At 32.1% G+C, this 25767-nt stretch carries 20 protein-coding genes; 6 read left to right on the top strand and 14 right to left on the bottom strand.

From position 1 onward, the window contains the following. Positions 1–168 precede the first annotated feature (168 nt). From CHRY9293_RS10915 to CHRY9293_RS10880, 8 genes are all read right to left on the bottom strand, one after another. Positions 169–675 (bottom strand): pyridoxamine 5'-phosphate oxidase family protein, encoded by a 507-nt coding sequence (locus CHRY9293_RS10915; protein WP_162033007.1) that lies wholly within the window; start codon positions 673–675, stop codon positions 169–171. 218 nt (positions 676–893) lie between these two features. Beyond that, a complete protein-coding gene (locus tag CHRY9293_RS10910) occupies positions 894–1487 on the bottom strand; it encodes a Crp/Fnr family transcriptional regulator (RefSeq protein ID WP_162033006.1) in 594 nt (197 codons plus the stop codon). Between the two features lie 727 nt (positions 1488–2214). Then, positions 2215–2865: a ligase-associated DNA damage response endonuclease PdeM gene (gene pdeM, locus CHRY9293_RS10905; RefSeq protein WP_162033005.1), complete on the bottom strand. Its 651-nt coding sequence runs from the start codon at positions 2863–2865 to the stop codon at positions 2215–2217. A 14-nt stretch (positions 2866–2879) separates the two neighbouring features. Beyond that, complete coding sequence (locus CHRY9293_RS10900) at positions 2880–5321, bottom strand: ligase-associated DNA damage response DEXH box helicase (RefSeq protein ID WP_162033004.1); 2442 nt, start codon at positions 5319–5321, stop codon at positions 2880–2882. A 56-nt stretch (positions 5322–5377) separates the two neighbouring features. Beyond that, entirely contained in the window at positions 5378–6958 is a 1581-nt protein-coding gene (locus tag CHRY9293_RS10895) for an ATP-dependent DNA ligase (protein ID WP_162033003.1), read from the bottom strand. Next, positions 6955–7968 (bottom strand): ligase-associated DNA damage response exonuclease, encoded by a 1014-nt coding sequence (locus CHRY9293_RS10890; protein WP_162033002.1) that lies wholly within the window; start codon positions 7966–7968, stop codon positions 6955–6957. Before CHRY9293_RS10890 ends, CHRY9293_RS10895 begins: the two co-directional genes overlap by 4 nt. Before the next feature lie 48 nt (positions 7969–8016). After that, positions 8017–8925, bottom strand: coding sequence for a helix-turn-helix domain-containing protein (locus tag CHRY9293_RS10885; protein WP_162033001.1), 909 nt, complete (start codon positions 8923–8925; stop codon positions 8017–8019). A 126-nt stretch (positions 8926–9051) separates the two neighbouring features. Next, complete coding sequence (locus tag CHRY9293_RS10880) at positions 9052–9492, bottom strand: nuclear transport factor 2 family protein (protein WP_162033000.1); 441 nt, start codon at positions 9490–9492, stop codon at positions 9052–9054. Between the two features lie 191 nt (positions 9493–9683). Here CHRY9293_RS10880 and CHRY9293_RS10875 point away from each other — a divergent pair, with 191 nt between their 5' ends. The 4 genes from CHRY9293_RS10875 to CHRY9293_RS10860 all read left to right on the top strand — a co-directional run bounded on the left by CHRY9293_RS10875 (position 9684) and on the right by CHRY9293_RS10860 (position 13242). Beyond that, a complete protein-coding gene (locus tag CHRY9293_RS10875) occupies positions 9684–10310 on the top strand; it encodes a chloramphenicol acetyltransferase (protein WP_162032999.1) in 627 nt (208 codons plus the stop codon). A gap of 57 nt (positions 10311–10367) precedes the next feature. Continuing rightward, positions 10368–11558 (top strand): MFS transporter, encoded by a 1191-nt coding sequence (locus tag CHRY9293_RS10870; protein WP_162032998.1) that lies wholly within the window; start codon positions 10368–10370, stop codon positions 11556–11558. 119 nt (positions 11559–11677) lie between these two features. After that, positions 11678–12601: an alpha/beta hydrolase gene (locus CHRY9293_RS10865; protein ID WP_162032997.1), complete on the top strand. Its 924-nt coding sequence runs from the start codon at positions 11678–11680 to the stop codon at positions 12599–12601. 56 nt (positions 12602–12657) lie between these two features. Next, positions 12658–13242: a 5'-methylthioadenosine/S-adenosylhomocysteine nucleosidase family protein gene (locus CHRY9293_RS10860; RefSeq protein WP_162032996.1), complete on the top strand. Its 585-nt coding sequence runs from the start codon at positions 12658–12660 to the stop codon at positions 13240–13242. Positions 13243–13290: 48 nt separating this feature from the next. Here the strand turns inward: CHRY9293_RS10860 and CHRY9293_RS10855 are convergent, their stop codons facing one another. The 6 genes from CHRY9293_RS10855 to pdxR form a co-directional block, all read right to left on the bottom strand. Continuing rightward, positions 13291–14640, bottom strand: a complete 1350-nt coding sequence (locus CHRY9293_RS10855) for an MATE family efflux transporter (protein ID WP_162032995.1) — start codon at positions 14638–14640, stop codon at positions 13291–13293. Beyond that, entirely contained in the window at positions 14616–15929 is a 1314-nt protein-coding gene (locus CHRY9293_RS10850; RefSeq protein ID WP_162032994.1) for a lysine N(6)-hydroxylase/L-ornithine N(5)-oxygenase family protein, read from the bottom strand. The genes CHRY9293_RS10855 and CHRY9293_RS10850 overlap by 25 nt, the downstream gene beginning before the upstream one ends. A 65-nt stretch (positions 15930–15994) precedes the next feature. Beyond that, complete coding sequence (locus CHRY9293_RS10845) at positions 15995–18409, bottom strand: GNAT family N-acetyltransferase (protein ID WP_162032993.1); 2415 nt, start codon at positions 18407–18409, stop codon at positions 15995–15997. Next, positions 18393–19910 carry a pyridoxal phosphate-dependent decarboxylase family protein gene (locus CHRY9293_RS10840; protein WP_162032992.1) on the bottom strand — a complete coding sequence of 506 codons (1518 nt, stop codon included), beginning with the start codon at positions 19908–19910 and terminating at the stop codon, positions 18393–18395. Before CHRY9293_RS10840 ends, CHRY9293_RS10845 begins: the two co-directional genes overlap by 17 nt. Before the next feature lie 42 nt (positions 19911–19952). Then, complete coding sequence (locus CHRY9293_RS10835; RefSeq protein ID WP_162032991.1) at positions 19953–22181, bottom strand: TonB-dependent receptor; 2229 nt, start codon at positions 22179–22181, stop codon at positions 19953–19955. Positions 22182–22477: 296 nt separating this feature from the next. Beyond that, positions 22478–23959: a MocR-like pyridoxine biosynthesis transcription factor PdxR gene (gene pdxR, locus CHRY9293_RS10830; RefSeq protein ID WP_162032990.1), complete on the bottom strand. Its 1482-nt coding sequence runs from the start codon at positions 23957–23959 to the stop codon at positions 22478–22480. 71 nt (positions 23960–24030) lie between these two features. Here pdxR and CHRY9293_RS10825 point away from each other — a divergent pair, with 71 nt between their 5' ends. Beyond that, positions 24031–24651 (top strand): hypothetical protein, encoded by a 621-nt coding sequence (locus tag CHRY9293_RS10825; protein ID WP_162033011.1) that lies wholly within the window; start codon positions 24031–24033, stop codon positions 24649–24651. Further along, positions 24641–25765, top strand: coding sequence for an aminotransferase class I/II-fold pyridoxal phosphate-dependent enzyme (locus CHRY9293_RS10820; protein WP_162032989.1), 1125 nt, complete (start codon positions 24641–24643; stop codon positions 25763–25765). The genes CHRY9293_RS10825 and CHRY9293_RS10820 overlap by 11 nt, the downstream gene beginning before the upstream one ends. Positions 25766–25767: the final 2 nt, after the last annotated feature.

Raw genomic sequence — 25767 nt, 5'->3', positions numbered from 1 at the left:
AAGGTTTAAAAAAAGTAGAACTGGAGTTCGGTTTACACGCTTTAGCACACAATTTAAGAAAGAAAGTTGCTTAAAGAGAGTAATTTTCATTTTTTCTGAGACATTAAAAAACTTTATAGCAAAAAAAACCGCCTCAATTTTTGTTGTGAGACGGATTCTTTCTTTTTCTTATGGTATAGCATTTCCTTCTACACCATCCGCATTATTGGTTTTAATTCCTGTAATTGCGGAAGCTACAAAGCTGAACAAGCTTACTAGTTTTCCTACTTTTGTATCCCAATAATATGTTTCTCGCGGTTCTACACGAATGATAGAAACATTAGGGTCTTCTTTTCCATCAAACCATGCATTTGCCATTGAAGACCACTTTTCTTGAATTGTTTTCTTATCTTTATACACAGATGCTTTACCATAAATAGAAAGATATTGAGCCTCCCCATTGTTCATAAAGAAAAGTTGCACTCTGCGATCCTCTTTAATTTCAAAGTTTTTATTACTTGCTTCACTGCTAATGAACCAAAGATTTCCTTCCTTATCGGTTTCTTGTAATGTCATGGGTCGAGAATGTATGGGAATAGTTTCCAATTCTGTACAAAACATACATATTTTTGCGTTTTCCGACAGTTCTTTGATCTTTTGTATTGCCTCTAGATGAGTAAGGTGTTTAGTTGACATAATATTAATATTTTAAGTGATTGGTTTTGAAATAAGAATATGGAGAATGATGTTATAATGGATTCAAAAATCTGACCAAAATAGCATGAATACCATATTTAAATTTTATTTTTTCTTAAAATAGTGAATTATATATGGCTAAATAAGACTGTTTTATTCCTTAATTATATCTAAATATACCTTGAAAGTAAGAGGATGTAATTTTGATCAATACTCTATTAATAAAATATTTTTCTATTGATAATCTTTAGCATATTTTCTTTTTCCATTGCTTTAATAGTTCTTATGACTGTTTCCACACAAAGTCCGGTAAGAGATGCCAATTGCTGCCTGGTCATAGGAATTTGAAAGGAATAAGGACATTTATCATCATGATAGCTTTTAAGGTATTCCATCAGGAGCTTAAGCTTATCTATAGGATTTTGAAATGATAGATTATATAACATGATGTATTTGTAATACATACGATCTGCTAAACAATGATGAATATTCATAGAAACTTTAGGGTTTTCTTTGATCAACGTAAGAAAATCTGCTTTAGGAAGTCGGATGATTTTACTTTCTGTAATAGCTATCGCATTCATTGGATAAGGGCGATCTATAAAAAGAAGGGCTTCTCCAAAACTATTCCCATCAGAAAATATATTTTGAATAAATTCTTTACCTCCTTCATTATAGTTATTTAATTTAATTTTACCTTTTAGTATCTGAAAATAATAATACGGAAGCTCTTCTTCTCGAAAAATTATCTCATTGGTTTTATACTTTTTTATTTCGGCGCCATAAGAAAACAATAAATTTTCAATTATCATTGTGATAAGGTGATTTAATTAATTTTTTTTAAATAAATAATTATAAACTTAGAAAAATTTTAAATATGTATAGAATGTCTATCTTCATTAAGGCCTAATAAAATAGATATAGATACCATATAAAAAAGTATTCCTTTTAGTGCATTTTCTTTATAATTATATTCTATTGATTGTAACCATACATATCCCATTACATTCTGTAATAATGCTATTTCTGAATAAAATTTATTTTATTTTTTGTATGATTGATAGTTTATATTAAACAAAATTTACTCTTTTTGTCATTAAGTGTAAGCTTTAAAAATACTAATTCATTACATAATTATATTTTTAAAGTTTACAAAACTAAAAAATATATCCATACAAGAACTAAATTAAATAGTTAAAATTTTTATATTTACAAAAATGTCAATATTATTTTACAAATTTTTTATCATATTATGAATAGATGTGTAGAAAATTATAAATATAATCGAATTATTTAGCATTACTTATATGGTGCGTAACCTTGTAATAAAAAACAGAATATATTTTTTATGATTGTAATTTTCACATTCAACTTCTGTATTTTTTACATATCATTGATATGATCCTTATAGAGATAATAAAGAAAGAAGTTAATCCATTTGAATGAGAGAGAGATTTTTCTTTTTCGATCTTTTTTTCTCTGTCAGGGGAAATTTCCAGATATAAAAGCAATGGTAAAAATGTTAAAAAGAAAAGAACATCAACCTATTTCATAAATTTCAGAATGTGTAAACATAAAAAATTTTCCGCTTTTAGGGGTGTTTTTTGTATCGAGTCCTGTAAATTCGCTAAAAGCGGGAAGCAGTAATTGATTAGAAGTCAATACAAAACAAGGCATTCTTATATTACTAACTGTGGAGTTTAAAATTACTCCCGGATGAATATGTCCGGTAATTTGAAAATGAGATTGAGTATTATCAAAATCATGTGTAAAAATAAAATCGTGAAGGTTTAATTGATTTGTTTTATTATTCAGACATAATTTTTTTTCTAATGATGTAGATATTCTATCATGATTCCCTTCAATAAGATAAAGCTCTAGCTTAGGGTAATGACTTCTCCAATTACAAAATTTTTCCACATCAGAGTTGTTTCCGGCATGAAGTAAATCTCCTACAACAATCATTTTTTCAGGATGAAAATGGTCAATCAAAGCGGATAATCTATCTAAATCACGTTCCATAATTTTGTGAGACAAAGCAATTCCGTTTTTTCTAAAATGAGCTGTTTTACCAATATGGAGATCAGATAAAATGAGGGCTTCTTCACTTTTCCAAAAGACTGCACGTTGATTGGTAAGAGTAAAAATTTCATTTTTAATATTGATATCTTTTGTGACTATATTTACCATGTACGGTTTTATAACTATTTTTTTGATTGTTTTACCATTCGCGCGATCCTTGCATCCAAATCTTCACTAGAAAGAGATTGCCTTAAACTATCTACTTTTATAGGAAAACTTAATGGAGTAAAAGTATGGGAATATTTTAGAATAATTTTTGACTTTTCGATCCGTTTAAATGCCTCAATCAGTCTTTGCTCTTGTAATTGAATATTAAAAACTTCTGTGTAAGCCTGTTTTACTAGAAAGTGGTTGGGATCATAATCGTCTAGGACCTTAAAGATAAGGCCTGCCGAACTTTGTAAAGATTTGTTGGTACGTTGCTGGCCCGGGAAATTTTGAATAACCATTCCTGCAATAACAGCAATATCCCTAAATTTTCTTCTAGCCATTTCTGCAGAATTAATACTGGAAATAACATCAGTCATCAGATTTTCTCTTGTTAAAATTTGAGGCAGATTTTCTTCATTGAGGGGAATTTCCTTATCCGTGAACAATTCAAACCCATAATCATTCATGGCCATTGAAAAAGAAATAGGTGCCAGTTTTGAAATTCTATAAGCAATAAGCGCGCTCATCACTTCATGTACCAAACGTCCTTCAAATGGATACATAAATAGGTGATAGCCCTCTCGATTTTTGATCATTTCCACTAAAAATTCATCATCTTTCGGAATATGAGACTTTTCTTCTTGATTAATTAATAAAGGGTGTAAGAATTTTAATTCTTTTTCTGATACTTTAGGATTTAAAGCACCTGATAACTTTTCTCTTAAAAAATATCCAAGATTGGAACTTAATGGAAGTCTTCCTCCTAAATAACTCGGGGTGAAAGCTTTTCCTTTTGCTGCACGCACATATACTGTCATGTCTTTTATCATAACGATTTCCAAAATCCTTCCCGCTAGAATAAATTTTCCCTCTTTCTGAAGCTTTGTGATGAAATATTCTTCAACCATTCCAATATAACCGCCGGAAATAAACTTAACTTTAAGCATAGCATCACTTACAATTACTCCCATATTCATTCGATGGAGCATTGCAATTTTCCTAGAAAGGACTTTGTAAAGACCATCTTCTAAAATAACGACTTTATGAAATTCTTCATAATTTTTTAAAACACTTCCTCCGACGGTCAGAAAATCAAGAATATTTTGCCACTCTTCATCTGTTATTTCTTGAAAAGCGTAGACTATTTTAATCCTTTCATATACTTCATTAGGATAAAAGCCATCACCAATAGCCAAGGTCATTAAAAATTGAATTAACACATCAAAACATAAGACTTGTGGTTCACGGGGTTCAATAACTTTTTGTTTTACAGCTTCTTTTAGTGCTGCAACTTCTATTAACTCTAAGGAATGAGTAGGTACACAATAGATTTTTGAAGTTTCAAAAGGGGAGTGGCCACTTCGTCCGGCACGTTGCAAAAATCTAGCAACTCCTTTTGCGGAACCAATTTGAATGACTGTGTCTACCGGTTTAAAATCAATTCCCAAATCCAACGAAGATGTAGAAACGACAGCCTTTAATTTACCATTACTCAAGTTTTCTTCAATCCAAATTCTTAGGTGAGCATCTATAGAGCTATGATGGATAGCAATTTGTCCCGCAAAGTCTGGATAGGTATCTAATAATAGTTGATACCACATTTCACTTTGGCTTCGTGTATTGGTGAAAATAATAGTAGATTTGGAATTAAGAATAATGGGAACTACTTTATCAGTCAAAGCATGTCCCAAATGTCCCGCCCAAGGTAAGAGCTCTACTTCATCTGGAAAAACGGGGATGATATCAATTTTTTTATGCTTTTTAGCTGTTATTTTTGTTTTTTTTATAGCATAAGGAATTAATACCTCGAGGGCTTCATCAAGGTTTCCTATTGTTGCGGTAATGCCCCAAATTTTAATTTTTTGAACATATTTTCTTATCTGAGAAATGGCTAGTTCTACCATTACCCCACGCTTAGATCCTAATAATTCATGCCACTCGTCAATAACAATAGATTGTAAATTAGAGAAAAATCTTACATGGTTTTTTTGCCCTAAAAGAAGATGTAAACTTTCCGGTGTTACAACTAAGATTTCGGGCATATTTTTTACTTGCTGTTGCCTTATTTTTGGATCTGTATCTCCATTTCGAACCCCTACAACCCAATCCATTCCTATTTCGTTGAGGGCTTCCTGCATTGCTTTAGCTATATCTTTTGAAAGAGATCGTAAAGGTGTTATCCAGATCATTTTCAATCCCTTTTTATATCTATCCGGATGGTTTAAAAAGTCTACAATCTGTGCTAAAAAAACAGAATATGTTTTTCCGAATCCTGTTGGGGCAACTACCATTCCACTATATCCATTTCCAAACTTTTTCCATGTTTCTATTTGAAATGAAAAAGGGGACATCCCTTTATCGGTCATCCATTTTTGAATAATCTTACATCCATTGGTATTTTCAAAAGTACTCAAATAAGTTGGTGTTTATGTTTTTAATATAGAATTTGGATTTGCTGCGTCTATCTAATTTAATAAATTAGCTTTTTAATTTCTTCTAAATCATCAATTTCGTTTACTGTTTTATCTTTTCGCCATCGAACGATTCTTGGAAATCGTAAGGCAACACCACTTTTATGACGTGTGCTAAATCCGATTCCTTCAAAAGCAATTTCAAAAACAAGTTCTGGCTTTACGGTACGCACAGGACCAAATTTTTCTATAGCATTTTTAGTAACAAAACGACTGACTTCCATAATCTCTTTGTCAGTTAATCCCGAATAAGCTTTGGCTATAGTGACTAATGCATCTCCTTTTTTCACAGCAAAGGTATAATCTGTATAATAAGCACTTCTTCTACCACTTCCTTTTTGGGCATAAATAAGGACGGCGTCAATCGTTAAAGGATCAATTTTCCATTTCCACCAGTCTCCTTTTTTTCGACCTGAATGATAAGGGGAGTTTTTTTGTTTTAACATCAACCCTTCACTATTAATATCTCTTGAATGCTCTCGAATCTCCTCTAAATCTTCCCATTTTTTAAATTCTATTTCTTGGGAAAGAAATATGTTTTCAGATTCTTGATTAAGTAATAACTCTTCTAATAGTGCCCTTCTTGAAGAAATAGATTTTTCTCTTAGATCATTATTTTCTAATTCTAACATATCATATACAAAAACTTGAATAGGGATCTCTTCCCGCATTTTCTTAGTTAAAGTTTTCCTATTTAATCTTTTTTGTAGTTCATTGAAATTTAATATTTTACCGTCCTTTACGGCTAATATTTCACCATCTAAAACAAAACTTCCTTTTTTCTCTTTTATAGTTTCTACAATTTCAGGAAATTGATTTGTAATTAATTCTTCTCCTCTGGACCAAATAAAAACCTCATCATTTCTCTTGATAATTTGTCCCCGAATTCCATCCCATTTATATTCAACTAACCAATCAGAAGCAGCTCCCAATTCTTCCCATTTTTTTTCTAAAGGATAGGCCAAACAAAATGGATATGGTTTTGAATTATCAGGATTAATTTTTTCTGCTAAAATTAATTCATTAAAAGAGATTTCGTCAGGTTGCCATTTTCCCATTAAACTATGCGTCAATATACTGGATTCTTGTCCGGAAAACTTTGTTAAAGCATTAATAAGAGTTTTATCAGAAACACCTATACGAAAACTACCTCCTAAAAGTTTATTGAAAATTAATCGTTCCGTATAATCTAATCCTCTCCATGAGTGCAATACAAATTCTTTTTTTTCTTCTTCTGTTTTATCTTTTAAATGGATGATATGAGTCATCCATTGAGATAAACTATAGTCAATTTTATCTGTAGGAGGTGGTAAAATTAATGATAAGGTTTCTCCTAAATCTCCTACTGAAGAATAACTTTCCTGAAACAGCCAAAAAGGTATTTTTGTAATTTCTAGAGCCCATTCTTTCATGTAATTGGTACTCACATTTCTTTTGGGTCTTTTCCCTGTAAACAGTGCGATAAACCATACTTTATCTTCATCAGGAGCCCGCTCTAGATAATTGATAATGGCTTCAATTTTAGCATTCGTTTTATTGGTGCTTTCTAAAGCATTGATTAAATCTGCAAAATGTTTCATGAGATAGTGTTTTGGATATTTTCCGTTTCATCATCATCACCATATAATGTTTCTACGATATCTGCTTTAATTCCAATCTCATTCAGATATTTGGAAAAAACTTCAGTTTGTCCATGCGTTACATGAACGATTTCTGCTTCTGTAGCCTTTACTACCTCTAATAGGTCATTCCAGTCGGCATGATCACTCATTGCAAAACCAGCATCGGCACTTCGCCACCTTCTTGCCCCACGAACCTGCATCCAACCTGAGCAAATAGCAACAGCAGGATTGGGTATTTTTTTGATAATATTACTATCAAGCAAAGCCGGAGGCACAATAACTATTTCATTTTGTAGCTGTTTTGTATTTTCTCTAAAATCAGGTATTTCATAAGAAGGAAGATTGATTCCCACTTTTTTAAAAGCTTCATTGAGCTTTCCAATGGAATAATGTACGTGTATTTTGCCAACATTCTCCACTGCTTTCATAATACGCTGTGCTTTTCCTAATGAATAGCCAATAAATACTGATGTTTTCTCATTTTCTCGATTAAGCAGTACCCAATTTTGTAGTTTTTTATTCAAATCCTCTACCTCGAGCCAATGATAGATAGGAAGGCCAAACGTACTTTCCGTCACAAATTCATTACACTTTACCAGTTCAAAAGGGGTACTTAATCCGTCATTTTGAATTTTGTAATCTCCAGACACAACACTTACATATCCTTTATATTCTAATCGAATTTGTGCTGATCCTATGATATGCCCTGCTGGATGAAGAGAAACTTTCACTCCATTTAGAGTAATAGTTTCACCATATTCTACACTTTGACATTGAATATCATTGCCAATTCGCTGATGTAAAATAGGTTTGGTAAAATGATGACAAAGGTATTTTTTCATTCCCCAACGCGCATGATCCGCATGACCATGGGTAATGATGGCCAAATCAACAGGTCTCCAAGGATCAATGTAAAAATTACCTTGAGGACAATAAATTCCTTTATTTGTGAACGTAATAAGTTTCAAAATAAAATAATTTAAATTAATTCATCCAAAAACCTCACCAAAGCCTCATCAAATTTCAAGATTTTTAAATTGGGAGGGAGAAATATGGGTTTGTTTCTTGAAAAATGAACTAAAGTGAGCCGGACCTTCAAATCCTAAACTGTATGAAATTTCGGAGATGGTCCAAGAGCTATGTTTTAAAAGAGTTTTTGCTTCTTTTAGAATCCTTTTAGAAATTATTTCTGAAGTAGTTTCAGAGGTTACTTCTTTTACCGATTTATTTAAATGATTGACATGTATCGACATTTGTGATGAATAGTCAGACGCTTTTCTCAAAGAAAGTCCTTCTAGTGAGTTATGGATAGGAAATTGATTTTCCAAAAGACTCATAAATAGGGTGGTGATTCTTTTTGCTGCATTATTTTTTTCCACTGACACGTGGGTAGAGGGTCGTATTTTTAAGGCCAAATGAATTAATTGAAATACAAGATTTTTCAGCACATCATTTTTAAATTCAAATGTAGAGGTGCTTTCTTGTTGCATTTGTAAGAAAATTTGAATGAGTGACTTTTGTTCTTCCTTTGTAAGTTCATAAACTGGATAGCCTCCTAATTGAAAAACAGGATATTTTTTGATATCGCCAAAATCTTCAAAAAAAGATTCCGTAAAAATACAACTGAATCCCTCTTGCGATCCTCCTATAACTTCCCATTCATAAGGAATTTGTGGATTTGTAAAAAGTAATCCATGTTCTAAGATTTCAAAACTTTTATCAGCATAATGAATTTTACTTTTTCCTGAAATAATACAGATTTTAAAGAAATCTCTCCTTCCGAAGGTAACTGACCCCCCATTTTCCATTTGATGTTGTTTTGCAATGGGAATAATATTAAAATGACTATTACCTTTTGTTACATCAAAATTTTTTAGAAAAGGATGTTTAGCGTAATATTCTTCTATTGTTTCTGATCTATCCATTTTAAAATATGTAAGATATTTTACAAAAACCTTATATACAAATGTAAATGTTTTCTTGATCATTTATAAAAGTAAAAAGCCATAACTTTTGATTATGACTGTTAATTGTTTTTTTATATTGTTTTTTTATTCGATAAAGCTACTTAAAGAAGTATTTAATGCCTCTAACGCGACCATTGGATTCCAAAAATCTACATATTTTACAATTTGACCTTTTTCATTAGTTGTAACAACAGAGATATACTTTTGATAATACGGTTTATTGGTTCTTAGAGCTTTTCCTTTACTTGTAAATTCAGCAATAATCAGAGTGGGCTCTTCTGTTGCATGGAAATGGAGATTTTCAAATTCGACTTTAAAATGCTTGGGAAAATTAACCATATAATTGAATAGTTCAGATTTTCCTTTTACGAGATTAGGAAAGTCGGAAGGTCCATAAGGAAATTCTAATATTCCATTTTCATCGAATAAATCGACCCATTTATTAATCTCACCATTAGACAAAAAAGTAAGATGATTTTTAAATGTTGCTTGGGCTGCGTTTTTAATTTGTTCTTTATTATTCATAACTTAAAATTTTGTATTGATTATTTTCTACTACAAAATTAGTTTTGTTATAGCCTTTAAGAATTTAATAAATCAAATCATTTGTTTCGAAAATCAATCCATGTTGTTTTGATCGCATTAATAAAATATTCTATGCAAACAACTTTCAAAAGTCATAAAACTTGTAGAAATTTGCCACACAATTAAGAGTAATGCAAATAATAGATATTGATAATTGGAATAGAAAAGAACATTTTGATTTTTTTTCAAAAATGGTGAGTCCCTATTTTGGTCTTACGACAGAATTAGATTGTACAAAAGCTTATGAGGCTGCAAAAGAAAATAACTATTCTTTTTTTGCCTCTTATCTTCATAAATCGATGATTGCTGTTAATTCCGTGGATGCTTTAAAACTGAGGATCATCGAAAATCAGGTAATTTTATATGATGTGATTCATGCGGGAACTACAATTAATAGAGAAGACCAGACTTTTGGTTTTGCATTTATTCCTTTTTCAGAGCGTTTTGATATTTTCAATTCAGATTTACAAAGCGAAATAGAGGAAGTTCAAAATTCTACAGGGCTGAGATTAAATAATGGGGAATTGGGGAAAGATTTAATTAGGCATTCTACGATTCCATGGCATTCTTTCAGTGCATTACTTCATCCAACCAATTTTGATAAAACTGAATCTGTACCAAAAATTACTTTCGGAAAATTTAATAACCGTGAGGGCAAAAAGTATCTGCCGGTTTCTATTGAACTCCATCATGGTTTGGCTGCCGGTATTGACATTGCAAAGTATCTTGAAGAATTTCAAAAACAACTGGATTCATAAATAAAAGTTTGTAAATAAATATATTAATTTCAATTATTTGATCACTAAATTTGAAATATGCAGATGAATACGTCAAGTGGGATTTCCCGCACTGTAATCTGGTTAATGTCCATTATCTCCGGACTTGTGGTAGCTAATAATTATTATAACCAACCTTTATTAGCTCTTATTTCTAATGATTTACAGATTTCTGAAAGTGCTGTAAGTAAAGTTTCTATACTTACACAAATAGGATATGCTTTAGGCCTTTTATTAATTGTTCCGTTGGGAGATAAGTTTCTTCGGAAGAAGCTCATTCTAATAGATCTTATATTAGTCTTGGGATCATTATTGTGGATGACATTTGCAAAAGAATTATGGATGTTATATGTGGCAAGTTTATTAATTGGAGCAACATCTGTAATTCCTCAACTCTTTGTTCCTATTGCTGCAGAGCTTTCTTCCGACACAGAAAAATCATCAAATATTGGCATTGTGATGTCAGGATTGTTACTTGGTATTTTATTATCTCGTTTTGTGGGTGGGATAGTCGGAGAATTATGGGGATGGAGAGCTATGTTTGGGATTGCTGCCGGGATTATGATTTTGGTCTGGTTGGCTGTTTATAAAATGCTTCCCGAACTACCACCCAATTTTAAAGGAACCTATAAAGACTTGATGAGCTCTGTAGTTTATTTAGCTAGAACCCAACCTATTTTACGATTAGCTTCATTTCGAGGAGCTATGGCCTTTGGATCAATGTGTGCTTTATTCACCACCTTAGTATTCCATATGGAGAAAGCGCCATTCTATGCGGGGCCTTCGGTGGTTGGAAGCTTTGGTCTTGCAGGGGCAGTAGGTGCTCTAGCGGCGGCAAAGGTAGGATATCTTCAAAAGTTTTTAGATCTTAATAGAATTATTTTTTATTCATTATTGATTGTTTTAACCAGTTGGTTATTTACTTATTTTGCGGGAGAAACGTATTGGGGGCTTATTATAGGAGTAATTTTAGTGGACTTGGGCGTACAATCAAGTCATATCATGAATCAAACAAACTATTTTTTAATTAAATCCAATGCTGTTAACAGATTAAATACTGTTTATATGGTGTCTTATTTTATTGGGGGATCTCTAGGAACTTGGTTAGCTTCTATAGCTTGGGGATATTTTCAATGGGAAGGTGTTTGTTTTGTTGGAAGTTTTTTAAGTGTATTAGCTTTAATAAGTCATATCCTATTTAGTCGGAAAATAAGTACAACTTCATTATAAGATTTATTGGGAACGTCAACTTAAGTAATCTTTCTTTTGAGCAGGATCATAGTTTCTTCAATTTTAGTAACTTTATCAAAATATTAGAAATAAGTCATAATAATTATTAAAAACACAAAATGCAATTTAAATCGGAAGTACAAAAAATAATAGATCATCTTCACAAAATGGAGGTTTTTGATAGTCAGGATATTTTGGATCGTAGTCGAAAAGGGTATGAAACTATGGCTTTTCAATTAAGTGGTAAGAAGGAATCTATAGCCATAATGGAAGAAATAAATATTCCTCAAAATACACATTCTATTCCTTGTATAATCTATAGACCTAGTAACGAGAAGAAGAAAAAAACCTCTGCTATTATTTATTTACACGGAGGATGGTTTGTATCCGGAAGCATTGAAACTCATGATGCCGTAATCCGTAAATTAGCCAATGCCACAGGATCTGTAGTTATTTTTATTGATTATCGTTTAGCTCCTGAGTATCCTTTTCCTGCAGGTTTAGAGGATATTAATGCAGCTTCAGAATGGATTATTAATAATAGCACTGCATTGGGTATAGATGAAAACAATATAGGAGTTGCGGGGGATAGTGCAGGGGGAGCATTAGCTATAAGCTTAGCAACTCAACTTAGAACTCAACTTAAGTTTCAAATTTTGATCTATCCTGCTGCAGACAATACATTGAGTACTCCATCTTGGGAAACATATAAAAATGGTCCTGTAACGAATAAAGAGGAAGCATATCGTGTCTGGAATTGGTATTTATCTTCTTCCGAGGATAAAGAAAATCCACTCGCTATACCTATTTTGATAAAAGATTTTAAAGATGTTCCACCCGCCTTGGTTATCCTGGCAGAGCACGATCCTTTATTAGATGAAGGAGTGCATCTTATCAATAACATGAAAGAGGGAGGTGTTATGGTTGAAACTCTTCTTTATAAGGATATGGTACATGGTTTTATGCATATGGGAGGAGTATTAAAAGAGGTACAGGAAAGTGTTGAGAAAATGGCGTCATTTGCTCACAAGCATTTTATTTAACCCATTGAAATGATAATTTGTGGGAAGTATACAAGAAGTTTTAATATTGTAATTTGATGATAAAAATAAACGAAGAGCTTTATTTTCCGGTTGAAGATACCCTGTTTGTTTTTGCTTTAGATTCTGAAGCAGGCAAAATTTTTGAAAATCACAATACATTAATAACAGGGATAGGAAAAGTAAATGCGGCGATAGAATTATCCCGGAAAATTCATCTCAACAAACCTAAATTGCTTGTAAATCTTGGTTCCGCCGGAAGTAAGAATTTTAATAAAGGAGAAGTTGTTTGTTGTACTCAATTTATTCAACGGGATATGGATGTGAGAGGTCTCGGATTTAATTTGTATGAGACTCCTCTCTCAGGAATTCCTCCTATATTAGAATATGGTCTTAAAAAAGAAGGCTTAAAAGAAGCGGTTTGTGGGAGTGGGGATAGTTTTGAAATGAACCATTCTGAAACAGATTATAATGTTGTGGATATGGAAGCTTATCCATTGGCATTAATTGCGATGAAAGAAAAGATACCGTTTTTATGCTTAAAATACATTTCTGATGATGCAGGGAGTGATGCAGCTGCTGATTGGTCGGTACAAGTTCATTTAGCTTCAGAAGCTTTTAGAAATATTTTATTTAATCAATAACAGATTTGGTAATTAGAAGCTAATTTAATTACCAAATCTAATTATTTTTTAATGCTCTAGAGAGATCGTAGCCGGTTTAGCTTGATAATTTCTCAATAGAAATAAAGTCGTCAAACCAACCGTTAATTCAATGAGAGCACTTCCCCAATAGATACTTTTAATTCCAAAATATTGCGGAAGAATAAGCATTATAGGAATATATAATACCAATTGACGTAGAAATACTAAGAAACTTGCTTTTTTACTGTCATTAACTGCCGGATAGTAGGAGAGTGCCAAAACAGTAACAGGAAGTAATGGTAATACAGAGAAAAACACTCTAAAATCAGTAATCTGATACTCATTTATAGAGCTTCCCGGTAACATGATCCCAATGAGTTGCTCCGGAAAAAGTAAAGACATAAAAAAGAAGGGAAATAGAATAGCAATTCCTGCTACAATATAAATATTCAAGAACTTTCTTGCCCTTACGAATTGTCCAGCTCCAAAATTAATACCGACAACAGGTTGAAGTCCTCTCATTAAACCAAATAAAGGAGTTAATAAAAATAGAAAAAATCTATTTAAAACGGTAAAAAATGAAATGTCACTTTCTGTTCCATATCTGGAGATAGCATTAAATACAATAATACTTTGCACGACTCCCATAATCGACATAATCATTTCAGGAAATCCCAGTTTTATTATTTTATATCCGATAGAAAGATCAAATGAAGTCGATTTCCAGTTTGTTTTAAATGAACTTTTCCCTTTAGCATAATAGAAAAAACCAAGGAAAGAATAAATAATCATTCCGCAATTGGTTGCCCACGCAGCTCCAGACACCCCCATATTAAAATAGGAAATAAAAATAGGTTTTAATACGATATCAATAACTAACCCTACGGCAATCATTTTAGCGGCCGTTTTCATTTTTCCTTCTGCTCGAACTAGCATATTTAAAGCTAATCCGTAGATCCAAAAGACCGTACCCAACATGGTTACTCTGAAGTATTCAGTGGCAATAGTTTGCAAGTCTCCTTTTGCACCCATCATTCCCATAAGCTCGTGAGCGAAGATATAGGCAGGAACTGTACATAACAAAGAGAAAAAAAGACATAGAAAATTGAAACTTCCAAATAAGTTATACAATTTATCTTGTTTATTTTGTCCAATCCAAATACTTACAGCTGCTCCTGCTCCGTTACCCACAAGTCTTCCAAAGCCGAGCACAATTTGTGATAATGGATATGCCATTCCTACTGCAGCCAATGCTTGGTTGTCAATAAGGTATCCTACAAAGATCGCGTCTAAAAAATTATTGACACCGTATAATACAATAGCCGCAACGGCAGGCCATGAAGTTTCCCACATGACCTTTTTTAAATCTCCATTTAAGATGAATGTTTTGCGGTCCATGCTTGTTCTGTACTAAACTTTTGGAAAGCAATCTGTTTCTCTACTTTGTAAATTTCTTTTCCGGTAATTGAATTGATAATGATGGCATTTCGATAGGCTCCCATTCCTAAATCCGGTGTAACAAAACCATGAGTGTGAAGTTCCGCATTTTGAACAAAAATTTGTTCGGAATTATCAATTGTATAATATCTGCTCACATCAAAAAGGCCATCTTCTGTTCTTTTGATTTGAGTCTCGATACCTTTTAAAAACTTTGGTTCTTTATATTTATAGCCAGTTGCAAGAATAACATACTCTGAAGTATTGGTAAATGTGGCTTCATCCTGTACATGCGTAAAATCCAAAACATAAGAATTTCCTTCTTGTTGAATATTATCCAATTGAGAGCTTGGTTTCAGTTCAACATTTAAGGGAGTATCTCCCACACTCATTGCATAGAGTGTGTCAAAGATATCATTGATGAGGTCAAAATTGATTCCTTTGTAAAGAGGAGGTTGCTTAGCTAATAAGTTTTTACGTTGTTGTGAAGGCATTTTATAGAAATGATCAACATACTCCGGAGAAGTTAACTCCAAAGTAAGCTTTGAATATTCCATTGGGAAAAAACGATCCGGTCTTGTAAACCAGCTCATTTTTAAATTCTCTTCTGTTTGAGGAAGAAGATCTTGAAATATTTCTGCAGCACTTTGTCCGGAACCAATAATCGAAACAGAATTAGAATTAAGGATTTCATCTTTATGCTGCAGATATTCTGAAGTATGAATAACTCTTGAAAGATTTTTCCCTTCCATAAATGAAGGTAGGTTCGGTTGAGTACCTGTTCCTAATACCATTTTTTTAGTATAGTATGTTTGGACATCATTATTTTTAATGTCAAGAACTTCGATTATATAGAGTTGTTCCGCTTCATTAAACGTAATATTTTCAACTTTCTTCCCAAAGAGACAATTCGCGAGTTGGTTAACCACCCATTGACAATATACATTATACTCTTTTCTTAAAATATAGAAGCTTTCTCTAATATAAAACTTATATAGCCTATCTGTTTCTTTTAAAAAATTAAGAAAGCTGAATTTACTTGTAGGATCAGCCATTGTTACCAAATCGGCCATAAAAGGGACTTGTAAAGTAGCTTGATCAAGCATCAATCCGGGATGCCAATCAAAACCTTGAGCTTGATCGATAAAAAGAGATGTTACTGTATCTACAGGTTCTAAAAGAGCGGCTAAGCCAAGATTAAAGGGACCAATTCCAATCCCGATGATATCATATATTTGTTTATTTTCCAATGTTCTTGTTTTATAAATTAAGTATATTCCTTTCTTGAATTATATTTTATTTTCAGAAAAGTGTATTACATATTTTTTTCTTCTAGTCTACTTTCCGGACACTTTTCCCAATATCCTTCTCGAGTACAAAAAGTAAGATAAGCTGTTTTATGCGGCATTTTAATAACTCCTTCACGCGTGTAGCCCAATCTTGTGATAATTTTATCCGTAGGTATAGCATCTACAGATGCTTCTCCTATACATTTGCCCACTTCAGGTAACATGAAAATATAATCTAAAGCAACTTGAAATGACTGAAAAGAATATTTTCTATCTTTTTGAGTTTCTGCGACAAAAAAATGTGTTCCATAATCTGTAGGTAAGGCATCATAATAAGCTCCTACAATATCTCTCATAGGCCAATAGGGTTCAAAACTAAATTGAGGAATATCATTGACGTATCCTATAAAGCTATGTTGTTCATCACTTGGAAGAATTGTTCTGAACCAAAGCTCAAGATCTTTTTTCGGACCATCCATTTTCCAGAAAGGTTTTGCATGCTCTCTATTAAACCATTCATGGATCATTTCAAAATCATGATCAATATCGAAAGGACGTATACTTATATTGATATCTTCCTCTTCAAAATATCTAGAATAAACCATATCTTTTGTATCAGGTTTAATCAATTTATCTGAAAAGAAATATTTATTTAATGGGTTGGGCGTATCAAGGAAAACAGCCGGATATTCTAAAGATTCATCTGCTTCATTAATATTTTGAAGACTTGTTATTAAGTTTCCTTTTGTATACCAACTTCTTTTATTGAGGATATAGTTCACAAGTCCTGTTTCATCTTCATTTTCAAGTTCTTTAAATGCTTTATATACCAGATTGATTAGTTTCTTTTCGTCAGCTAATCTATTGCATCCTAATGCGTTTACGACACCTAAAATATTATTGGTTACCAAATAATAAGTATATTTTGGAGCTAATGATTCTTCATCAATAATAGATTGACTTTCAACAGCAATTCCCGGTAATGCTTTCGATACTAATTCTTTTCTGCCTTCTCTAAAAAAGAATCCTTGATTATCTCTAAAATAGATTTTTGCAGGAAACCCTTTTTTATCGAGTTCAATCATTACATTCTGCTGATGGAATTCACAAGCTAGGCCATAGGTATTTAAAATACCTACAATAGGTCTTACACAGATATGTAGATATTGTTTAAACCAATCTAATGCAACTTGTTCTACAGGTAAATCAAGATTGTGAGCTGTTGTTTCTATGATGTTTTGTAGTCTAGAAGATTGTCCTAAAATGCCGTCTTGACAAAGAGCTGCTAAAAGAGTTACATTTTTATTTTTGTTCTCTTTTCCTTGAAAAGGATTTCTCCTAATACTGATATTAAATCCATTAATAATTTTCCCATTCAATTGAACCGCAATAAAGGCTGGGTCAACCATAAAATCAATTTCCGGAAAATCATTTTGTAGATTTTTCCCCCAATCTGTTTTTAATAGTCTACTGATATCATATCCTCTATGAAGTTCAGGAAACAAATTGATTCTTTCTGAATTGGTTATTTTAACATGCAAAGAAAACTTGAACATCCAGTTGCAGTCTTCATTATAAACGGTTCTTACAGATGAAGTAGGAGTGAAGTCTTCGCCGTAATTTCCCAACGCAAAAAGAAGTCCTTGTTGTTGCATGCTTTGAATTTCCTCTACATTCAGAAGATATTCGGCTTCCCAAGGATGCATAGGGATTATTTGATAACTAGGATGTTGATCGCATATATTTTTATGTTCAACACTTAATATAGGATATAATTTCTCAGCTATTTCTTTTGTAATAAGTTCCCCATCTGCATTTTTTTCAATAATATTTTCTGGATTTATCAAGAAATAAAACAATTGAAATCTTCCGCAAGTTTCTGGGGAATATTGTATCAAATCTTTCGAATTGAATCCCTGTTTTGATTTTGGAACAGGATGAAGAATATGCCCTAGAATAAGAGATTGTTCCGCTTCAATAAAAGACATTTCTAGATCATTAACGTGCTTTTTATTTTCAACAAGGTAATTTAAATAGGTGCTAAGATTTTCAATACTATTACTCAATCTATTCATTACAATCGAAGCATCAATATCAGAATATATCCCTTTAGCATATTCCGCAATAAGAGTCATGAAAGTATAAATATCTATTTCTGAAACTTCATCGGTCTCCATAACCCTCTTTACAACTGGGAAATCAAAAAGATGTCTGCCAGTTTCTGAAAAGTAATTTACCGGAATATATACATCACATCCTATTGTAGAAAAATCAATTCTTATATGAAGATTTGTTGGCGTCTTTTGAAGCTTATTGGCTATAGCATCATCATAATCTGGAATTCCCAGATAACGGCTCCAGTTGGTAAATTCCTTCATGTAGCAGTTAATAAGAGCCGTATAGTTTATTGTAACTGCATATTCATTAATTGACTTCGACATACTCATTTCCATATTTTCTTATAATTGTTAAGGTTGATTGGATATCTTCGATGGTTGTTAAGGGGTTCAGAATAGTAAATTTTAAATAAAATTGCCCATTTACTTTAGTTCCTGCTACTAATGCATTACCGTGTTTATACAATTGTGACTTTATATAGGTATTGATTCTATTTAAATCGAAAGTTTTAAAAGGATTTGCAGAATAACGGAATACCAAAGCTGAAATATCAGAACGATTTAAAATTTCAAATTCAGGATCATTTTCTAACATAACAGCAGCTTTTTTAGCAGTCTGAATGATGGTATCAATATAATCACCCAATCCTTTTTTACCGATAATTCGGAGCGTAAACCAAAGTTTTAACGCATCAAATCTTCTGGTAGTTTGTATGGATTTATTGACCTGATTTGGAATTGCATTATCATCATGATCTTTAGGATTTAAATAATCAGCATAATGGGTTATTAAGGTAAAGTAGTTTTTATCTTTTACAAGAAATCCGCTACTGCTTACCGGTTGAAAAAAAGATTTGTGATAATCTACTGTCACAGAATCTGCTTCTTCAATTCCATGAATTAAATGACGATGGTTCTCAGTTAAAAGTAAAGCACATCCATAGGCAGCATCTACATGAAACCATAAATCATATTTCTTAGCAATGACTGAAATATTATGGAGAGGGTCTATATTTCCGAAATCTGTTGTTCCTGCTGTTCCTACTATTGCAATGGGGATATTACCTTCTTCTATTTCTTTTTTAATCGCATCTTCTAGTAAAATACTATTCATTTTAAAAGATCGATCAGTTTTAATCTTTACAACCGCTTGTTCACCCAATCCTAAAATAGAAGCACTTTTTTGTATACTAAAATGAGCAGCTTCTGAAACAAAGATTCTAAATCGATGAGCATGTATCGGTAATCCATTCTTTTTAATATTATGATTAAAATGTTTTATAGAATAATGATCTCTCGCTAGAAGCATTCCCATAAGATTACTTTGGGATCCTCCACTGGTAAATACCCCATCAGATTCTTTGCTAAATCCAATTTCTTTACATGTCCATTCAATAAGCTTTTGCTCCATTAATGTTCCTCCAGCACTTTGATCCCATGTATCTAAAGAAGAGTTTATGGAGCTAATAAGTACTTCTGCAATCACAGCCGGTATAACCACCGGGCAATTCAGATGCGCTACATATTTCGGATGATGAAAAGCGATTGCATGTTTTGTATACAATGTTTTGACTTCATCAAAAACTTCATCATAATTTTTTGACTGTTCATTTAAATTGATGTTTTCAAACTGCTTTCTTAGTTCATTAGGAGAGACTCCGCTGAAAGGTTGATTGTTCTCTTCTAAAAATTCTACAACTGCCTCTTGTGCTTTTTGCATGGCATTTTGATATTCGTGAACGTTGACTTCACAGAATAGGTTCTTCAAATTTTTGAATAGGTTTTCCCTTTCTAAAACCGTTTGTTGAGTAATAACTGTGTCCATTTAAATATTTGTGTTCTTTTCTAGTTGTAAATATATTCTTGCTTAATAATTGATCGTATAACCTATAGAGAAAGTGGTTCCTCTCCCTTGATATGCATATGCTTTTTGAGGTTCTCCGTAAAAAAATACAGAGCGTTGTCCCCATATTGTTGTATATTGTTTATTGAAAAGATTTTGAACCCCAAAATTGATCGTTCCTTTATTTAATTTTACATCACCAATGAAATCAAATAGAGCATAACCACTTATTTTCATATCTGCTAGGTCTGTATAATTCATAGCGTTTTGCATCTGTAGCTTTAAAGAAAATCTGTTGGTATTCCATCCTGTAAAAACCGTAAACTTGGAAGGATTGGTGGTGTATACGGACTGATTTTTCCAACCCTCATTGGTATCCGTTTCAGATTTTACGAGTAAGATATTTCCTCCTAATTCTAATCCTTTAGAAAAGCGGTAGGTTAAGGCACCTTCAAAACCATAGTTTCTTAATTTTTGGTCAAGTAGAGAAATAGTAAATGCCACATTGTCAATTTTTAAGGTCTTATCCGAAAGAGAGTAAAAAAATGATCCTTGAGCCGATATTCCGGTTTCAGAGCTTCTATTATTTCTAAAACCTAATTCCAATTGATTAGTTTTAATACCACTTAATGGTTGTTCGGCAATATTGATGCTATTGAGGAGGTTCCAGTGATTATTTGCTAATTCATATTTCCCAAATCCATATGTTTTTGCAGCATCAGGAACAGCAAATCCTTGAGAAAACCCAAGCCAAGTTTGCCAAGTTGGAGTAATTTTATATAATAAACTAGCATTAAGTAATGTAACGTCATAATTATTTTTACCTCCTTTTACTGCATCTGCAGAATTGCCATATCCGAAATGCATATATACTTGTTCTTTAAAACCTACAAAGTCATCCAGTTTTATATTGATGAATTGTTGTCTGATTCCTCCGGAAAGAATAAATTTATTCGTAATATTCCATTCTGCCTGCATAAAACCTGACAAAGTAAATATTTTAGTATTGGGATATCTTCCTACAAAACCATCAGTTTTATTAATTAAGCCTCCTGATGCACTGCTTATTTCCGGATTGAATAGAGCTTGATCCCCTTTGAATTTCTCCACATCAGAATCCATTCCATAGGTAAAACTAAATGATTTCCATTTTTTATTGAGTACTGCTTTTACACCATAAATGTCAGTATTTCCTCTGGCTGAAGAAAGGAATATAGGAAGTGTAATTCCTGCAGGTGGCTTAGGAACTTCGGCGAAAGAGGCTCCGAAATCAATATTTTCTTTTCTCCCATACGCTTGTAAGATTGCATTTTGATTTCCTAAAATATTTCGAATACTATACTGGATATTAGCCATGAAACGCTCTGTACGAGGTACTACATCTGAATCAGCTCCACCCATTACATTGATTAAATCAGGGTTTTTTGTAGTAAAACCGGCAAAATTTTGTCCAAAAGACAACCATTTTTTATTCCTAACCTTTGCATTATAATATTGTAAATCTAAACTTAAGTCTTGGTTTGAGGCTATTTTTGCTGTCATACTTCCCAAAAGATCAATAGATCTGTTGTATTGAAAATCAGCTTGTTTTACATCCGTAATTATTTGATTTCCACTTGGATCAAATGCTCCTTCATTTTGAGTAAAAGCAGCTCCCAATCTAAATTTTATCGCATCATTTCCTCCTTGAATTGACTGAGCAATTCTTTTGTCTAAATCATCTTTATGAAATCCCGTTTTCAATCCAACTAATGTTTCAAAGGCCAGCGCATTTGAGGTTGGTTTTTTTGTAATGATATTAATTATTCCTCCTGTAGAATCACCTCCATATATTGATGAGGCACCAGAAAGGACTTCAATTTTTTCAATATTGAAAGGATCAATAGAGTCAAATTGTCGGCTTGAAGCTCTGGTACTGTTTAAAGAAACTCCATTGATCATGACAAGAACATTTCTTCCACGCATATTTTGAGCAAAATTTGTTCTTCCTTGATTTCCAAAGTCAAATCCGGGAATCATATTTCCCAATACTTCTTTCAATCCGGAACCTCCTTTAATCTGCATTTGAAGTTCCTCTTTACTTATAACCCAAACGGTTCCAGGGATATCACTAATTTGTTTTGGAGAACGAGAAGATACCATAACAATTTCATTAATATTTTGAGTATTAACAGTATCTTTCTTTGTTTGGGCAGAAATAGAAGTCACGAAACTTGCTAATAAGCTGATTGAAAGCACATATTGTTTATTCATTTATTTAGAACAATTAAAAATAATTTAGCAAATATAGTTTTTTATCTCACAAAGTATCAAAATGATATTTATCATATAACTCAAATATTTGTGATTTCTAAAAATTAAATTGCTTAAGTGCAATCGATTGATCGGCCCTGTATATGGTTAAATACAATCTTTTTAAGAAGGTAAAATAATAAAAATATGATTAAAAAATAAAGATAAATTTTTAATAAAATTTTAATAATGTGATATTTTTAAAATAAATTGAGTTTAAATGGAATATTTTCCAAAAACATTTTTTTTAATGATGATCAGAGAATCAATTTTGAGTTTTTCGAAAAAATATCAATGCTTTTTTCTATTTCATTGAAATTCAAACTTCCGAAGCCTAATCTCATTGCAGTATGGTCTTTAGTTTGATAAAGTAGGGTTTTAGGAATAAATAAATTATTTTCATTACATTTTTTGCTTAGCTTAAGTAAGTTGATGGGAACTTTCCATTCTATCCAAATGGCAAGCCCTCCACTAGGTATTTCAAATTCTACAAATTCACCTAAACTATCTTCAAATAACCGGGTAAAATGATTACGTCTTTCTTTATATACTTTTAAAGACTTTTTTAAATAACGATTAATTTCTCCCTCTGCTATCATTTCGCCTAGAACATGTTCCATTAGAATATCTCCTTGTCTATCAATAATACCTAGATATTTTCTCATTTCAATCATTACATTTTCCGGAGCGACAATAAAACCCGTACGAAAACCGGGCGCTAAAGATTTTCCAAAAGAACCTATATAGATAACCATTCCATGAGTATCTGCACTAGCAAGTGGAAGAATAGGACTTTTATCATAATTAAATTCGTAATCATAATCATCTTCAAGAATTATAAATCCATATTCATTGGCAAGATTCAAAAGCTCTAATCGTCTTTGTGCAGTTAACGTAACTGTAGTAGGATAGTGGTGATGGGGCGTAATATATAACACTCTAATTTTTTGTTTTTTACAAAGGTTTTTAAGTGCATCCACATCAATCCCTTCTTTATCGACTGGAATTGTAATAATTTTAACTCCTTTATTTTGAAAAATCATATTCACAGAAAAATAACTTAATTCTCCTACGACTACAGTATCACCTTCGGATAATAAAATTTCTGATACGATGTACATACTCATTTCTGTACTCCGGGTAATGAGTAGATTGTGTGTTGTAATAGGTAAACCTCGTGATAAATTCAAATATTGTGAAAGGTTTTCCTTAAAGAATTCACTTCCGTCATGATTATAGTGTTTTAGTTTATGTGTTCTTCTTTTAAGTGTAGAAGTGTAAATTTTTGAATGTTGATCAATTTGAGCTAAGCGGATATCAGGAATACCATCATTAAAAATAAATTCACAATTTGAGTATTCAAAAGGATTATCAAGAATATTTGATATCTTAAAATGAAATCCTGTTTTTTTAGGATAGTGGGTAAGATTTTCTTGATTAAAACTTTCTATTTCCGAATTATTTTGTGTATTTTTTCCTATAACAAAAGTGCCTTTATTAGGATAGCTTTCTATCCAGCCTTGTGCAAGTAATTCATCATAAGCAGCAATCATTGTATTTCTATGAACATTTAAAATTTTACTTAATGTTCTAGTCCCCGGAAGTTTAGTTCCAAAAGGTAAAAAGCCTCTATGAATTGCATTGATCAACTGATTGGTTATTTGCATGTAAATTGTAGCCTCTGATTTTCTATCAATTACAATAAAACTTTTATAAGGAATTTCAACCGGACTATTCATAATCTATAAACTGGCACTATGTAACCATCCGGCAATATACTACTTTTGGCCATAAAATAATAAATATGGAATTGTATACTATTTTACAGCAAATTGTTCATGATAATAATATGCATGCCAAATGGCTCAATACTCTTTCTTATATGGAAAATGCAGGAGCAAGAAAAATTTCGGCTTGTGAAAGTCTTACCAAGGTGGAAATTATACAATTAAAACATGCAGCAGAAGAGCATCGCCATGCTTACTATCTCAAGAAACAAATTGGGAAAATAAATACTCAAGTATGTACTACTTATTCGGATCATGAATTATTAGCATCAGTTGCAACAAGACAGTATCTTAATTCTTTGGATATCAAAACATGCAAATATCTCCAATCTGTTTTTACTATGACCAAAGAAGAAATGAAATTTGCCGCTTATCTTTTTGTGACGTATGCCATAGAAGTTCGTGCAGATGTACTTTATCCTATATATCAGAAAGTTCTTACGGAAACCTCTTCAAAAATAATGGTAAAATCAATTATATTGGAAGAGGAGGGGCATTTGGAAGAAATGATCAGCCAGTTAACGACTTTTTCAAAAAATTGGAAATACTATGCGGAAGAAATTTTGAAAATTGAAGAAGAACTTCACACACAATGGATAACGGCTATTTCTAAAGAAGTAGAACAAGACTGCTATGCTCAATAATCAATTGAATAATTGGAGGAAATCACTTGAAAAAAGGAAGCAAGAAGGAACTTTAAGAGTATTAAGGCCTCAAACCCAGGAAATTGATTTTTATTCTAATGATTATTTAGGATTGGCAGGGAATAGGAGTTTTCAAAATAGATTATTAGGAAAGATTTCTGAAAATCCTAGATTGCTAACGGGAAGTACAGGATCTAGGCTTATTAGTGGACACAGTATAATAGTTTCTGAAACAGAAGATTATATTGCTAAAGAACATCAATTTCCTTGCGCTTTACTTTTTTCTTCGGGATACAATGCTAATTTATCTTTATTCTCTACACTATTAAATCGTCATGATACTCTTATTATGGATGAGCAGATTCATCGTTCGGTACATGATGGATGCAGATTGTCAAATGCTAAAAAAATAAAGTTTAAACATAATGATCTACAAGACCTTGAAGATATTTTGAAAAGGCAGAAAGGGGGTTGTTATGTAGCTATTGAGACCCTTTATTCTATGGATGGAGACATTGCACCGATAGAAGAGATCGTACAAATAACAGAAAAATATAATGCTAATCTGATTGTAGATGAAGCACATGCTTTTGGTGTTTTTGGGTATGGCATGATAGAAAAGTTTCGATTGCATGACAAAGTAATGGCAGTAGTGGTTACTTATGGAAAGGCCTTAGGTACGCATGGGGCCGCCATTTTATGTAATAAAACAATTAGATCTTATCTTATCAATTTTGCTAGTCCCTTTATTTATACCACTTCTTCTCATGACTTTCTATGGATGAGTATAAAAGAAGGATATGAATTTTTAAAACAAAATCATCAGTTAGCAATGGATCTGCAAGAAAACATTAAAATTTTCAGAAAGCAAAATTTAAGGTATGCATCATCTGAAAAGAGTCCTATTCAAGCTATCTTAATTCCGGAGAATAATCGCTTAAGGAATTTAAAAGAAATTTTATTTGAAAACGGGATGTTAACTTATGCAGTTTTCAGTCCGACTGTAAAAACAGGAACAGAAAGACTTCGTATTTGTCTGCATAGCTTTAATACCGCACAAGAAATTGTAAAATTAACCCAAATCATAGAAGAATTTAATGATAAAAATGAGTAGAG

This window comes from Chryseobacterium potabilaquae, assembly GCF_902728265.1.
Taxonomy (GTDB): domain Bacteria; phylum Bacteroidota; class Bacteroidia; order Flavobacteriales; family Weeksellaceae; genus Chryseobacterium; species Chryseobacterium potabilaquae.
This window is presented reverse-complemented; position numbering and strand designations above follow the sequence as displayed.

Excerpts from the sequence above, each read along its gene's own strand:
- CHRY9293_RS10915 (WP_162033007.1), bottom strand. The coding sequence starts at position 675 with ATGTCAACTAAACACCTTACTCATCTAGAGGCAATACAAAAGATCAAA.
- CHRY9293_RS10910 (WP_162033006.1), bottom strand. The coding sequence starts at position 1,487 with ATGATAATTGAAAATTTATTGTTTTCTTATGGCGCCGAAATAAAAAAG.
- pdeM (WP_162033005.1), bottom strand. The coding sequence starts at position 2,865 with ATGGTAAATATAGTCACAAAAGATATCAATATTAAAAATGAAATTTTT.
- CHRY9293_RS10895 (WP_162033003.1), bottom strand. The coding sequence starts at position 6,958 with ATGAAACATTTTGCAGATTTAATCAATGCTTTAGAAAGCACCAATAAA.
- CHRY9293_RS10885 (WP_162033001.1), bottom strand. The coding sequence starts at position 8,925 with ATGGATAGATCAGAAACAATAGAAGAATATTACGCTAAACATCCTTTT.
- CHRY9293_RS10880 (WP_162033000.1), bottom strand. The coding sequence starts at position 9,492 with ATGAATAATAAAGAACAAATTAAAAACGCAGCCCAAGCAACATTTAAA.
- CHRY9293_RS10875 (WP_162032999.1), top strand. The coding sequence starts at position 9,684 with ATGCAAATAATAGATATTGATAATTGGAATAGAAAAGAACATTTTGAT.
- CHRY9293_RS10870 (WP_162032998.1), top strand. The coding sequence starts at position 10,368 with ATGCAGATGAATACGTCAAGTGGGATTTCCCGCACTGTAATCTGGTTA.
- CHRY9293_RS10865 (WP_162032997.1), top strand. The coding sequence starts at position 11,678 with ATGCAATTTAAATCGGAAGTACAAAAAATAATAGATCATCTTCACAAA.
- CHRY9293_RS10860 (WP_162032996.1), top strand. The coding sequence starts at position 12,658 with ATGATAAAAATAAACGAAGAGCTTTATTTTCCGGTTGAAGATACCCTG.
- CHRY9293_RS10855 (WP_162032995.1), bottom strand. The coding sequence starts at position 14,640 with ATGGACCGCAAAACATTCATCTTAAATGGAGATTTAAAAAAGGTCATG.
- CHRY9293_RS10845 (WP_162032993.1), bottom strand. The coding sequence starts at position 18,409 with ATGTCGAAGTCAATTAATGAATATGCAGTTACAATAAACTATACGGCT.
- CHRY9293_RS10840 (WP_162032992.1), bottom strand. The coding sequence starts at position 19,910 with ATGGACACAGTTATTACTCAACAAACGGTTTTAGAAAGGGAAAACCTA.
- CHRY9293_RS10835 (WP_162032991.1), bottom strand. The coding sequence starts at position 22,181 with ATGAATAAACAATATGTGCTTTCAATCAGCTTATTAGCAAGTTTCGTG.
- pdxR (WP_162032990.1), bottom strand. The coding sequence starts at position 23,959 with ATGAATAGTCCGGTTGAAATTCCTTATAAAAGTTTTATTGTAATTGAT.
- CHRY9293_RS10820 (WP_162032989.1), top strand. The coding sequence starts at position 24,641 with ATGCTCAATAATCAATTGAATAATTGGAGGAAATCACTTGAAAAAAGG.